13 protein-coding genes are annotated in these 12,280 nt (G+C 72.8%); 3 read left to right on the top strand and 10 right to left on the bottom strand.

The window, feature by feature from the left end:
- Positions 1-15: 15 nt before the first annotated feature.
- From OG373_RS23540 to rsmI, 3 genes are all read right to left on the bottom strand, one after another.
- Positions 16-936, bottom strand: coding sequence for a TatD family hydrolase (locus tag OG373_RS23540; protein WP_405440135.1), 921 nt, complete (start codon positions 934-936; stop codon positions 16-18).
- Between the two features lie 10 nt (positions 937-946).
- Positions 947-1,447, bottom strand: coding sequence for a hypothetical protein (locus OG373_RS23535; protein ID WP_405440133.1), 501 nt, complete (start codon positions 1,445-1,447; stop codon positions 947-949).
- 160 nt (positions 1,448-1,607) lie between these two features.
- Positions 1,608-2,462 (bottom strand): 16S rRNA (cytidine(1402)-2'-O)-methyltransferase, encoded by an 855-nt coding sequence (rsmI, locus tag OG373_RS23530; protein WP_397730869.1) that lies wholly within the window; start codon positions 2,460-2,462, stop codon positions 1,608-1,610.
- Between the two features lie 142 nt (positions 2,463-2,604).
- Here rsmI and OG373_RS23525 point away from each other — a divergent pair, with 142 nt between their 5' ends.
- Positions 2,605-4,374, top strand: a complete 1,770-nt coding sequence (locus OG373_RS23525) for a dolichyl-phosphate-mannose--protein mannosyltransferase (RefSeq protein WP_405440132.1) — start codon at positions 2,605-2,607, stop codon at positions 4,372-4,374.
- A 123-nt stretch (positions 4,375-4,497) separates the two neighbouring features.
- Here the strand turns inward: OG373_RS23525 and OG373_RS23520 are convergent, their stop codons facing one another.
- From OG373_RS23520 to OG373_RS23510, 3 genes are all read right to left on the bottom strand, one after another.
- Positions 4,498-4,713: a DUF6243 family protein gene (locus tag OG373_RS23520; RefSeq protein WP_405440131.1), complete on the bottom strand. Its 216-nt coding sequence runs from the start codon at positions 4,711-4,713 to the stop codon at positions 4,498-4,500.
- Between the two features lie 234 nt (positions 4,714-4,947).
- A complete protein-coding gene (locus OG373_RS23515; protein WP_405440129.1) occupies positions 4,948-5,211 on the bottom strand; it encodes a hypothetical protein in 264 nt (87 codons plus the stop codon).
- Positions 5,212-5,389: 178 nt separating this feature from the next.
- Positions 5,390-5,938 (bottom strand): GNAT family N-acetyltransferase, encoded by a 549-nt coding sequence (locus OG373_RS23510; protein WP_405440128.1) that lies wholly within the window; start codon positions 5,936-5,938, stop codon positions 5,390-5,392.
- Between the two features lie 144 nt (positions 5,939-6,082).
- Here OG373_RS23510 and OG373_RS23505 point away from each other — a divergent pair, with 144 nt between their 5' ends.
- Both OG373_RS23505 and OG373_RS23500 read left to right on the top strand, forming a co-directional pair.
- A complete protein-coding gene (locus OG373_RS23505; protein WP_405440126.1) occupies positions 6,083-7,735 on the top strand; it encodes a penicillin-binding transpeptidase domain-containing protein in 1,653 nt (550 codons plus the stop codon).
- 96 nt (positions 7,736-7,831) lie between these two features.
- The gene (locus tag OG373_RS23500; RefSeq protein WP_405440125.1) at positions 7,832-8,326 is read left to right on the top strand and encodes a YbaK/EbsC family protein; all 495 of its coding nucleotides are present in this window, start codon (positions 7,832-7,834) and stop codon (positions 8,324-8,326) included.
- Here the strand turns inward: OG373_RS23500 and OG373_RS23495 are convergent.
- The 4 genes from OG373_RS23495 to OG373_RS23480 all read right to left on the bottom strand — a co-directional run bounded on the left by OG373_RS23495 (position 8,315) and on the right by OG373_RS23480 (position 12,187).
- Positions 8,315-9,472 carry a serine hydrolase domain-containing protein gene (locus OG373_RS23495; RefSeq protein WP_405440123.1) on the bottom strand — a complete coding sequence of 386 codons (1,158 nt, stop codon included), beginning with the start codon at positions 9,470-9,472 and terminating at the stop codon, positions 8,315-8,317. The two genes, OG373_RS23500 and OG373_RS23495, sit on opposite strands and share 12 nt — an antisense overlap.
- Before the next feature lie 120 nt (positions 9,473-9,592).
- Positions 9,593-10,366 (bottom strand): energy-coupling factor ABC transporter ATP-binding protein, encoded by a 774-nt coding sequence (locus OG373_RS23490; protein WP_405440122.1) that lies wholly within the window; start codon positions 10,364-10,366, stop codon positions 9,593-9,595.
- Positions 10,354-11,115: a cobalt ECF transporter T component CbiQ gene (cbiQ, locus tag OG373_RS23485; protein ID WP_405440120.1), complete on the bottom strand. Its 762-nt coding sequence runs from the start codon at positions 11,113-11,115 to the stop codon at positions 10,354-10,356. The genes OG373_RS23490 and cbiQ overlap by 13 nt, the downstream gene beginning before the upstream one ends.
- 1 nt (position 11,116) lies before the next feature.
- Entirely contained in the window at positions 11,117-12,187 is a 1,071-nt protein-coding gene (locus OG373_RS23480) for an energy-coupling factor ABC transporter permease (protein WP_405440119.1), read from the bottom strand.
- Positions 12,188-12,280 lie beyond the last annotated feature (93 nt).

Here is a 12,280-nt window from a genome sequence, read left to right as displayed (position 1 = left end):
GGGTGTCAGTGGCCGTCAGTAGCCGAAGGCGCGGGCCGTGTTGGCCGCCAGCGCGGTGGCCATCGCGTCCTCGTCGATGCCGCGGACCGCGGCCATCGCCCGGACCGTCAGCGGAATGAGGTACGGCGCGTTGGGCCGTCCGCGGTAAGGCGCGGGGGTCAGGTACGGCGCGTCCGTCTCGACGAGCACAAGTTCCAGCGGGGCCACGGCCAGCGCCTCGCGCAGCGGGGCCGCGTTCTTGAAGGTGACGGTCCCGGCGAAGGACAGGTAGTACCCGGCGGCGGCGCACTCGCGGGCCATGTCGGCGTCCCCGGAGTAGCAGTGGAAGACGGTCCGTTCGGGGGCGCCCTCCTCGCGCAGGACGCGCAGCACGTCCGCGTGGGCCTCCCGGTCGTGGATGACCAGCGCCTTGTTCTGCCGCTTGGCGATCTCGATGTGCGCGCGGAAGGAGCGCTCCTGCGCGGCCATGCCCTCCGGCCCGGTGCGGAAGTAGTCCAGACCGGTCTCGCCGACCGCCTTGACGTGGTCGAGCGCGGCCAGTGCCTCGATCTCGGCCAGCGCCTCGTCGAGGGCGGCCTCGCCGCCACCGGCCCGGGCGCCCTGCCGCGACCAGCCTCCCCCAGCCCCAGGGGGCTGGGAGGTGCCCCCTGGATCGCCGTGGACGATGCGCGGGGCTTCGTTCGGGTGGAGGGCCACGGCCGCGTGGACGTTCTCGTACGCGGCCGCGGTCTCGGCGGCCCACCGGGAGCCCTTCACGTCGCAGCCCACCTGGACGACGGTGGTCACGCCCACCGAGGCGGCCTTCGCGAGGCCCTCCTCGACGGTGCCCGACTGCATGTCCAGGTGGGTGTGCGAGTCGGCGACCGCCACCCGGAGGGGTTCGGGCAGCGGCGGCGGTGCGTCCTTGGGCTGCGTCTTCTCCACGCGTGTGCTCATACGGCCGATCTTATGACCGGCGCAAGAGCCCCTTCAGACGGGAGAGCAGGCCCCGGCGTTCCCCGGCCGGGTCGATGGCCACGGGCCCCGGGGCGTCGTGCGAGCGGGGCGCACCGTGCTGCTTCGGCGGCCGGGGTACGTTCACGCCGGCCGGCACCGGTCCGGCGATCCCGGGGGCTATCTGGTGGTGGTAGAGGTGGTCGATCATGCCCATCACCGAGGAGACCTGCCCGGCCCGCATGATCCGTACGACGTGTCCGCCGCAGTTGAGGCAGGTCGGGTTGGACAGGGGCGAGGGCACCCGCTCGCCGTCGACCTTGTACATGATGAACGGCTCGCCCTTGCCGTCGACGTGGTGCTCGATCGCGTACGCCTGCTCCCAGCCGTACCCGCATTTCATGCACGCGAAGGAGTAGGCCTCGTGCACGGTGTGCACGTCGGAGGCGGTCACAGCGACAGGGACTGCGACGGGGGCGGAGACGGGTACCGGGGTGTCTGCGATCTCACTCATGCCAGCTCCTCTTGTTCCACTGGTGCCATTGCCAGTGGACGCCTCAACGGGCGGGAGCGCATCAGGCCCTGTCTACTGTTGGGCGGTCCTTGGGCGACTCATTCCGAAAGTGCCCGGTGCGCGGTCTGAGCTTTGCCTTTCAGGTTAGCTCTTTACCTGCTCACGGCATCTTTTGTGCCGCGTTCTTTGCCGCGACCACTGCGTCGAACACCCCGCGCTTGGGTACGCCGGCCTCGGCCGCGACCGCCGCGATGGCCTCCTTGCGCCGCTCACCGGCCTCCTCGCGCACCCGCACCCGGCGCACCAGCTCCTCGTCGTCCACGTCGCCGGGCGCGGCCGCCGGAGCGCCCTCGACCACGACCGTGATCTCCCCGCGCACGCCCTCGGCGGCCCAGGCCGCGAGCTCGCCGAGCCCGCCGCGCTTGACCTCCTCGTACGTCTTGGTCAGTTCACGGCACACCGCGGCCCGCCGGTCGGCCCCGAAGACCTCGGCCATCGCGGCCAGGGTGTCGTCGAGCCGGTGCGGGGCCTCGAAGTAGACGAGCGTGCGCCGCTCGCCCTCGACCTCGCGCAGCCGGCCCAGGCGCTCCCCCGCCTTGCGGGGCAGGAACCCCTCGAAGCAGAACCGGTCCACCGGCAGCCCGGACATGGCGAGCGCGGTGAGCACCGCGGACGGCCCGGGAACGGCCGTGACCTTGATGTCCTTCTCCACGGCGGCGGCGACCAGCCGGTAGCCGGGGTCGGACACCGAGGGCATGCCCGCGTCCGTCACCAGCAGGACGCGCGCGCCGCCGGCCAGGGCTTCGACCAGCTCCGGGGTGCGCGCCGACTCGTTGCCCTCGAAGTACGACAGGACGCGCCCGGTGGTGTGGACGCCCAGCCCCTGGGTCAGCCGGCGCAACCGCCGGGTGTCCTCGGCGGCAATCACATCGGCCCGCTCCAGCTCGGCCGCCAGACGCGGCGGGGCGTCCGCGAGATCGCCGATGGGGGTGCCGGCGAGCACGAGCGTGCCCATCAGGCCTTCGGCCGCGGCGGCAGTGGAGGTGGGCCGGATACTGCGGGGCTGGTCAGTTGTCACCCGCCCATCCTCTCAGCCCCGTGCCCCGCCGCCCCCCGCCACTGGTGGCGCACACAGATCTCTTCCCTACGATGTGCCGGTGACCAGTACCGCGACGCCGCCGCCCAGCCCCGCGGGGGCCCCGCCCGCCTCACCGGTGGGACGCGAAGACGATCCGAGCACCTGGCTGCGCCGGCTGCGCGGCTTCGGCTACGTGCCGCCCGCCGGGCCGTCCGCGCGCGCGGACGTCCGTACCCGGCTGGTGCCCCCGTACGCCAGGCCGTCCAAGCAGCTGTGGATGACCTTCGGGCTGCCGCCCGAGGTGTGGGGGACCTGGCAGCGGATCGTCTCGTGGGCGGGGCCGGTGCTGGTGGCGCTGGTCGCCGGGGTGCTGCGGTTCGTGCACCTGGGCAGCCCGAAGGCGGTGATATTCGACGAGACGTACTACGCGAAGGACGCCTGGGCCACGATCAAGCAGGGCTACGAGGCGAGCTGGCCCAAGGACATCGACAAGTCGATCCTCGCCAACCCGTCCGGGGTCGCCCTCCCGACGGATCCGGGGTACGTCGTGCACCCGCCCGTCGGCAAATGGGTGATCGGGCTCGGCGAGTGGATGTTCGGCTTCACGCCCTTCGGCTGGCGGTTCATGACCGCCGTGCTCGGCACGCTGTCGGTGCTGATGCTGTGCCGGATCGGGCGGCGCCTGTTCCGCTCGACCTTCCTCGGCTGCCTGGCGGGCGCGCTGCTGGCGGTGGACGGCCTGCACCTGGTGATGAGCCGCACGGCGCTGCTGGACCTGGTGCTGATGTTCTTCGTGCTCGCCGCCTTCGGGGCGCTGCTCATCGACCGGGACCGGGCCAGAGCCCGGCTCGCGGACGCGCTGCCGGTGGACGAGGAGGGCCGGACCCGGCCCGACGCGAAGATCGCCGAGACGCTGCGGCTGGGCTGGCGGCCGTACCGGATCCTGGCCGGCGTCTGCCTGGGCCTGGCCGCGGGCACCAAGTGGAACGGCTTCGTCATCCTGGCCTTCTTCGGCATCCTGACCGTCCTGTGGGACGCCGCCGCGCGCCGCACCGCGGGCGCGGGTGCCCCGTACGCCGCGATGCTGCGGCGCGACGCGCTGCCCGCCTTCGTCTCCACGGTCCCGGTCGCGATCGTGACGTACCTGGCCTCGTGGTCGGGCTGGATCCTCAGCCCGGACAACGGCAAGGGCGGCTATCTGCGCGACTGGGCGGCCAAGTACGACCGGGGCAGCTCGCTGGGGTTCCTGCCGGAGTGGCTGCGCAGCCTGTGGCACTACGAGACCGAGGTGTACAAGTTCCACGTCGGCCTGACCTCGGGGCACACCTACGAGTCCAACCCGTGGAGCTGGCTGGTCCTGGGCCGGCCCGTCTCCTACTTCTACGAGTCCCCCGAACCGGGCACCGACGGCTGCCCGGCGACGGCGGCGGGCAAGTGCGCCCGGGAGGTGCTGGCCCTCGGCACCCCGCTGCTGTGGTGGGCGGGCTGCTTCGCGCTGCTGTACGTGCTGTGGCGGTGGTTCTTCCGCCGCGACTGGCGGGCGGGCGCGATCGCGTGCGCGCTGGCGGCGGGCCTGCTGCCCTGGTTCAACTACCAGGAGCGGACGATCTTCTACTTCTACGCGGTGGTCTTCGTCCCGTACCTGTGCCTGGCGGTGGCGATGATGATCGGCGCCCTGCTGGGCCCGGCCGGCTCCAGCGAACGCAGACGGGCGCTGGGCGCGATCGGCGCGGGGGTGCTGGTCCTGCTGATCGCCTGGAACTTCATCTACTTCTGGCCCATCTACACGGGCCAGACCCTCCCGATGGACTCCTGGCGCGGCCGCATGTGGCTGGACACCTGGGTCTAGCAGGCAGAACGACGGGCCCGGCACCTTTTGGTGCCGGGCCCGCCCGGTACGGCGGCAGGGCCCGGACCGCGCGTCGCGGTCCGGGCCCTGCTGCGTGCGGCGCCGCCCTGCGGCGGCGGTGCGTCAGCTCTGTGCGGTGTCGTCGCCCTCGGGCCCGGCGCCCTCGGCCACGCCTGCCTTCTCGCGCATCTTGCGCACCAGCTCCGCCTTCTGGTCGGCTGCACCCCGGCGGTCGAGGTTGCGGTGCGGGCCGTTGTTCTGCCGTTCGGCGCGGGACTGCCTCTTGCGCTGGCCGCCACCCTGGCCCACGGGGTTGTTGATGTTCTTGCTCACGGTCACGGGTTCTCCCGGTAATGATGTGAAGTGATCTACGGATGCATCGGTGGGGGACGGACAGCGACGTCGCAGGACGTCAGCACGGGCCCATCACGCCCTCACTCGTAAATCGGCGCCCGGAAGAACATGACAAAGACGGTACCCGGTCCCGTCGGCCCCGCACACCAACCTTTCACCGCGGGGCAGGTCCGGACGGGCACCTGGGTGCGGCAGTACGTGTGGCCGTACGAACGTGGGCTAGCGGGACGCCTCGCAGGCCGAGGCCGCGACGTCCTTGCTGGCGCCGGCCGCGACGAGGCTGGCGTCGCAGCTGGTCTGGTTACCGATCTGCCCCTGGTAACACGCCTCCGAGACGCCGTCGGTCACCTTCGCGGCGTGCTTGGCGACGTACTGCTCGCAGGCCTTCACGTCCGCCTGCGCGGAGGGGGCGGCGATGACGGCGCCGCCCAGGGCGAGGGCCAGTCCTGCGAGGATGCTGGGGATACGAGCCGACGGACGCATACGGATGCACCTGCTCTCTCGGTCGGTCACGCGATCCGCGGATGCGCCGGACCGCGGGCGGGGGCGGGGGCGGCGGCGCGGAGCAGGCACTCCGGGGGGCGACCGGCTCGGCGCATCGGTCACCCTCGCCCTTCCGACGCTAGAACACGGCGCCGGTGCACGCACTTTCGAACCTGCGTCAGCGGGTCGACGGGTGCTCGTCGTCCCAGGCGGGGGGCGTCGTCGTGCCGGTGGTCCAGTCCCGGCGCAGGATCGCGTACCCGACGGCGTCGTGGACCGTGCCGTCGTCCGAGGGCCACGCCTCCCGGTAGTGCGCCTCCTTGACGTACCCGCACCGCAGGAAGGTGCGGCGCATCGCCCCGTTGTCCTGGCGCGTGGTGCCCTCGATCCGCCGGATCAGCGGGAGCTCGGTGAACAGGTACCCGGTCAGCCAGGTCAGCGCCCGGGGGCCGATCCCCCGCCCGCGGTACCGGGACCGGATCCGCAGGTCGAAGACGGGTGTGCCGTCGCCCAGGTCCATCAGCCGGATCAGGCCGAGGGTCTCGCCCGCGCCGGCGATCCAGAACGACCGGGTCTCCGCGTTGTCGTACCGGCCGTCCGCGGCCCACTGCCGGGCCCGGTCCGGGTCGACCACGGCCGAGCCGTGGAACGGCCAGGTGTCCCCGGTGAGGAAGGCGACCAGGTCATCGGCCTCCGAGGGGACGTAGCGGTGGTAGGCGAGTTCCACGGCGGCACTCCAGGGACGGGGCGACCGGCCCCGAACGCTTTTCGTTCGGAGGTTCCGGTCCGGTAACAACGGCATACGAGAGCTCGACACAGCGTAATGTCCGCACCAAGGGTTCTTTGAACATGTTCAGGGAACCGTCGGTTCATGGGGGAGGGTACGCAGGTGAACGGGGCGACGAAGGGTGCCATCGTCGGCGGGGTGTTCCTCGCAATGCTCGGCGGCGCGGGGTACGGGGTGTACACGCTCGTCGGGGACGACGGCGGGGACGGCCGGGGCGGCGAGACCACCACCCAGGCCGGCAAGGGCAGCGGACCGGTCGGCGAGAAGGACGCGGCGAAGACCGCGAAGGCCTTCCTGGCCGCGTGGGCGGCCGGGGACGAGCGGGTGGCGGCCGACCTGACGAACAACGCCGCGGCCGCGCAGGCCGCGGTCGGGGGCTTCAGGACGAAGGCGTACGTGTCCAAGGCGGTGATCACCCCCGGCACGCCGAACGGCGCCACCGTGCCCTTCAAGGTCGAGGCGGAGATCACCTACGAGGGCACCACCAAGCCGATGGCCTACGACTCCCGGCTGACCGTGGTCCGCGGGGTCACCAGCGGGAAGCCGCTGGTCGACTGGCAGCCCTCGGTGATCCACCCGCAGCTCCAGAAGGACGAGGCGCTGCGCGCCGGCGCCCCCGCGAGCCCGCCGGTCAAGGCCGTGGACCGCAATGGCGAGGAGCTGACCGCGGAGAAGTACCCCTCGCTGCGCCAGGTCCTCGACGAGCTGCGCCAGACCTACGGCGGCAAGTCGGGCGGCAGGGCGGGGGCCGAGGTGTGGATCGAGCCGGCCGCCAAGGAGGCTCCCAAGAGGACCCTGCTGACCCTCGTCGAGGGCGAGCCGAGCACCCTCAAGACGTACCTGGACGCGAAGGTGCAGGCCGCGGCCGAGCAGGCGGTGACCAAGTTCCCCGAGGCCTCGGTGGTCGCCGTCCAGCCCAGCAACGGACACATCCTGGCCGTCGCGAACAACCGCAAGGACGGCTTCAACGCGGCGATGCGGGGCACCCGGGCACCCGGATCCACGATGAAGATCGTGACGGCCGCGATGCTGCTGGACCGCGGCCTGGTCGCAGCGGACAAGCCGGCGGAGTGCCCGAAGACGGTGACCTGGGGCCGTGAGTTCCACAACCTGAAGAACTTCGATCTGCCGCCCGGCACCAACTTCGCGACCTCGTTCGCCCGCTCCTGCAACACCGCCTTCATCAAGCAGATCAAGCCGGTCAACGACGACTCCGCGCTGCCGAAGGAGGCGACGGAGGTCTTCGGCATCGACCTGGACTGGAAGACCGGCATCAAGTCCACCGACGGCAAGGTCCCGCCGGCCACGGGCGCGGCGGCGGCCGCCGAGTACATCGGGCAGGGCCAGATCACCATGAACCCGCTGAACGTCGCGTCCATCACCGCGACGGCCCGCACCGGCGTGTTCCGTCAGCCGCTGCTGGTCTCGCCGGAGCTCGACGGCCGGACGATCGCGAAGGCCGAGCGCCGGATGAAGTCCTCGGTGCAGCAGCAGCTGGTCGGCATGATGAAGCTGACGGCCTCCAGCGGCACCGCGCGGGAGGCGATGGCTCCGGTCCGCGGCTCGGACAAGGGCGCGAAGACCGGCTCGGCGGAGGTCGGCGGCGCCGGGGACAGCCCCGACAGCTGGTTCACCGGCTACAGCGGCGACGTGGCCGCGGCGGCCATGGTCGAGGGCGGCGGCCACGGCGGCGAGGCGGCGGGCCCGATCGTCGCCCAGGTCCTGAACGCGGGCTGACGCCGCCCGGACAGGCCGGACAGGCCGGACACGGGCGGGCGGGGCCGGGCAGAAAAGGCCCGGCCCGCTCGGCAGGGCACCCCCTAGGCTCCCGGCATGACGACCACAGCGCACCCCCGTTTCGCCGAGGCACTGGCCGCCCTGGGCATCGACACCGAGGTACGGGCCTTCCCGGAGGCCACCCGGACCGCGGCGGAGGCCGCGGCCGCGATCGGCTGCGAGCTCGGCCAGATCGTCAAGTCGCTGGTCTTCGCGGCGGACGGGGTCCCCGTCCTGGTCCTGATGGACGGGTCCTCCCGCGTCGACGTCGCAGCGGTCGGCCGCGAGCTGGGAGCGGACCGGGTGACCCGGGCGGACGCGGCCGTCGTCCGGGAGACCACGGGCTACGCCATCGGCGGGGTGCCGCCCTTCGGGCACCGTACGCGCACCCGGGTGCTGGCCGACCGGTCGCTGCTCGCCCACGACACGGTATGGGCGGCGGCCGGGACCCCGCACACGGTGTTCCCGATGGCTCCCGCCGAGCTCGTCACGTACGCCGGGGCCACCCTGGCCGACGTGCGCGAACAGCCGCCGGAGCCGTCACAGGGCTGAGCGCAGTGCCCGCACCAGGGCCTGGGCCCGCGGGTCCGCGGTGACCGACTTGGCCAGGGCGTTGGTGACGTAGCCGAAGCCGATGCCCGCCTCCGGGTCCGCGAAGCCCAGGGATCCGCCGCGGCCCGGGTGGCCGAAGGAGGCCGGAGAGAGCAGCGGTGAGGCCGGTCCGTGCAGCATGTAGCCGGCGCCGAAGCGGGTGTTCACGACCAGCACCCGGTCCGGCCCGGCGGAGTGCTCCCGGGCGGCCAGCGCGGTGGTGGCCGGGGTGAAGATCCGCGCGCCGTCCTCGACCACGCCGATCGTGGCCCCGTAGAAACGGGCCAGTGCGCGGGCCGTCCCGATGCCGTTCGAGGCGGGGAGCTCCGCGGCCCGGTAGGCGGGGTCGTTCTCGTCGGGCAGCGGTTCGATGGCGGCGAAGGCCCGGCGGGTGAGGGAGTCCGGGTCGGCGTAGGCCTCGGAGACGTTGCGGCGCGGCCGGGTCCGCAGCATGCCCGCGCTCTCGGGCGGCTCCACCGGGGCCACCCGGCCCACCCGGTGGGCCTCGGCCTCCGGCAGGCCGATCCAGAACTCCAGCCCCAGCGGCTCGGCGATCTCCTCCGCCAGGACGCAGCCCAACGTGCGGCCGGTCGCCCGCAGCACCAGCTCGGACAGCAGCCAGCTGTAGGTCTGCGCGTGGTAGCCGTGCCCGGTGCCCGGCTCCCAGAAGGGCTGCTGTGCGGCGACCGCGCGCGCCCCGGACACCCCGTCGGCGGCCTCGGCGGCGGTCAGCCCGCGGTCCAGCGCCGGTATGCCCGCGCGGTGCGCGAGCACGTCCCGGACCAGGATCCGCTCCTTGCCGCCCGACTTGAACTCCGGCCAGTACGAGCCCACGGGTGCGTCCAGGTCCAGCAGTCCGCGCTGGTGCAGCAGCAGCGGCACGGCGGCCGCCACGCCCTTGGTCGCGGACCGGACGATCTGCGCGGTGTCCTCGGTCCACGGCTCGGTGCCCTCGGCGTCCCGGGTACCGGCCCACAGGTCGACGACCTTGCGGCCGTCCCGGTGGACGGCGACGGCCGCACCCCGGTCCCCGAGCACCTCGAAGTTGCGTACGAACGCGTCTCTGACGGGCTCGAAGCCCTCCGCCACCGTCCCGTGGACATCCACGTCTACTCCCAGCACCTGCCGCGACGCCCCGACGGCGCCTGCGCCTACCTCACCGTGCAACGCCCGCCGGGCGGTCCTGCTTCCCGGCGGCTCGAAGCCGGGGAGGCGCCCCGGCGCCGATCAGTGCGAGGGGCGCGTCAGAAGGGGCGTGCGCGGGTCGAAGCCGAACGGGAGCTCCAGCCGGTGGGCCCGCATCAGCTCGTCGTCGCACAGCAGCTCCTGTGTGCGGCCGTCCGCCGCGATGGCCCCCTCGCTGAGGACCACCGCGCGCGGGCACAGTTCCAGCGCGTACGGCAGGTCGTGCGTCACCATCAGCACGGTCACGTCCAGCGAGCGCAGGATGTCCGCGAGCTCGCGGCGCGAGGCCGGGTCCAGATTGGACGAGGGCTCGTCCAGGACCAGGATCTCGGGCCGCATGGCCAGGACGGTCGCCACCGCGACGCGGCGGCGCTGCCCGAAGGACAGGTGGTGCGGCGGCCGGTCGGCGAAGTCCGCCATGCCGACCTGGTCCAGGGCGGCGCGGACCCGCTCCTCCAGTTCCGCGCCCCGCATTCCGGCCGCGGCCGGGCCGAAGGCGACGTCCTCCCGCACGGTCGGCATGAACAGCTGGTCGTCGGGGTCCTGGAAGACGATCCCGACGCGGCGGCGGATCTCGGCTAGGTTCCGCTTCTCCACCGGCAGGCCGGCCACGGACACCGAGCCGACCCCGCCGGTGAGGATCCCGTTGAGGTGCAGCACCAGGGTGGTCTTGCCGGCGCCGTTGGGTCCGAGCAGGGCGACCCGCTCACCCTGCCCGACGGTCAGGTCCACCCCGAAGAGGGCCTGGTGGCCGTCCGGGTAGGCGTAGGCGAGGCCGCTGACTTCGAGGGAGGGGGTCGTGGTCACAGGGTCCATCCCATCAGACAGACGGCGAGGGCCGTCACCGGGAGCACGGCCGCGTACGCCCACTGGGCGCGGGTGGCCGCGACCTCGTCGATCACCGGCATGGAGCCGGCGTAGCCGCGGCTGACCATCGCGAGGTAGACCCGCTCGCCGCGTTCGTAGGAGCGGATGAACAGCGCGCCGGCGGTCTTGGCCAGCACCCCCCAGTGCCGGATCCCGCTCGCCTCGAATCCGCGCGAGCGGCGGGCGATGGACATCCGGCGCAGCTCGTCGCTGATCACATCGCCGTAGCGGATCATGAAGGAGGCGATCTGGACGAGCAGCGGCGGCAGCTTCAGCCGCTGCAGGCCCAGCAGCAGGGCCCGCAGCTCGGTGGTCGAGGCGAGCAGGACGGAGGCGGCCACGCCGAGGGTGCCCTTGGCGAGGACGTTCCAGGCGCCCCAGAGGCCCGAGACGCTGAGCGACATGCCGAGCACCTGTACGCGCTCGCCCTCGGCCACGAAGGGCATGAGCACGGCGAAGGCGACGAAGGGGACCTCGATCAGCAGCCGCCGCAGCAGGAAGCCGGCCGGGATCCGGGCCACGGCCGCCACTCCCGCGAGGAGGGCGGCGTACAGGCCGAAGGCCCACACCGCCTCGCGCGGTGTGGACACGACGACCACGACGAAGCCCAGGGTCGCGGCGAGCTTGCAGTGCGGGGGCAGGCCGTGGACCGGCGAGTGGCCGTGACGGTAGAGCTTGTGGGCGTGGCCGGCCCCCATGTCAGCCCGCCGAGACGGAGGTGGCGGTGGCGCCGGCGGTGAGGTCTTCCGTCCGGCGGCGGCGCACGGTCCAGAAGATCCCGGTGCCGGCGACGACGGTCACTCCGACGCCGATGACCCCGGCGAGGCCGCCGGACAGGCGGGCGTCGTCGACCTCCTTGACGCTGTAGTCGGCGAGCGGGGAGTCCGCGGCGGCGTGCTCCTCGACCTTCTCGTCGATGCCCTTGTCCGCGGCGACCTTCTCCAGGCCGTCGGGGTCGGCGGAGGCGTAGAAGGAGACGAAACCGGCGAGCACGAGGGCGGTGACCAGGCCGGTCACCCACACCTTCTTCGTCGATCCGGCGCCGGCACCGGCCGTCGCGGGCACGGCGGCCGCGGCCGGTGCGTCGACGAGCTCGCCGTCGACGCGCAGCTTCAGCGGAGCGGTCAGCCCGCGGGCCCCGTGCACCAGATCGGGACGGACGGCGATCACGGCGCCGACGGTCGCCGCGGTGATGGCGGCCTCGCCGATACCGATGAGCACGTGCACGCCGACCATGGCGGTGATCACCTTGCCGATGGGCACGTCGGTGGTGCCGCCGACCGCGTAGACGGCGGTGAAGGCCGCGGCCGCGGCGGGCACCGAGAGCAGCGCGCCGGTGAAGGCGGCCACGGTCACGGAGCGGCGGGTGGGCGGCAGGATCCCGAGCAGCCCGCGGAAGATCGCGTAGGCGACGACGACGGTGACGACACCCATGACGGTGACGTTCACGCCGAGGGCGGTCAGCCCGCCGTCGGCGAAGAGGATGCCCTGCATGAGCAGGACGACGGACACGCACAGCACGCCGGTGTACGGGCCGACGAGTATCGCGGCGAGCGCCCCGCCCAGGAGGTGGCCGCTGGTGCCCGCGGCGACGGGGAAGTTCAGCATCTGCACGGCGAAGATGAAGGCGGCGACGAGACCGGCGAGCGGGGCGGTCCGTTCGTCGAGTTCGCGGCGGGCGCCGCGGAGGCTGACGGCCACCGCGGCGGCGGCCACCACTCCGGCGGCCACCGAGACGGGTGCGTTGATGAATCCGTCGGGCACATGCATGGAAATGGCTCCGCTTCTTACGCAGTCTTTAGCTGTTCAACCATAGTGCCCAGTTGCAAACCGTTGGCAAGAGCGGGCGCACCACAAAGAGAC

It is taken from the genome of Streptomyces avidinii (genome assembly GCF_045161815.1).
Taxonomy (GTDB): Bacteria; Actinomycetota; Actinomycetes; order Streptomycetales; family Streptomycetaceae; genus Streptomyces; species Streptomyces avidinii.
The sequence above is the reverse complement of the archived record's forward strand: the minus strand, read 5'-3'. Positions and strand labels throughout refer to the sequence as shown.

Bases quoted from the DNA above. Each gene is read 5' to 3' on its own strand.
- OG373_RS23540 (WP_405440135.1), bottom strand. From the start codon at position 936: ATGAGCACACGCGTGGAGAAGACGCAGCCCAAGGACGCACCGCCGCCG.
- OG373_RS23535 (WP_405440133.1), bottom strand. From the start codon at position 1,447: ATGAGTGAGATCGCAGACACCCCGGTACCCGTCTCCGCCCCCGTCGCA.
- rsmI (WP_397730869.1), bottom strand. From the start codon at position 2,462: ATGGGCACGCTCGTGCTCGCCGGCACCCCCATCGGCGATCTCGCGGAC.
- OG373_RS23515 (WP_405440129.1), bottom strand. From the start codon at position 5,211: ATGCGTCCGTCGGCTCGTATCCCCAGCATCCTCGCAGGACTGGCCCTC.
- OG373_RS23505 (WP_405440126.1), top strand. From the start codon at position 6,083: ATGGGGGAGGGTACGCAGGTGAACGGGGCGACGAAGGGTGCCATCGTC.
- OG373_RS23500 (WP_405440125.1), top strand. From the start codon at position 7,832: ATGACGACCACAGCGCACCCCCGTTTCGCCGAGGCACTGGCCGCCCTG.
- OG373_RS23490 (WP_405440122.1), bottom strand. From the start codon at position 10,366: ATGGACCCTGTGACCACGACCCCCTCCCTCGAAGTCAGCGGCCTCGCC.
- cbiQ (WP_405440120.1), bottom strand. From the start codon at position 11,115: ATGGGGGCCGGCCACGCCCACAAGCTCTACCGTCACGGCCACTCGCCG.
- OG373_RS23480 (WP_405440119.1), bottom strand. From the start codon at position 12,187: ATGCATGTGCCCGACGGATTCATCAACGCACCCGTCTCGGTGGCCGCC.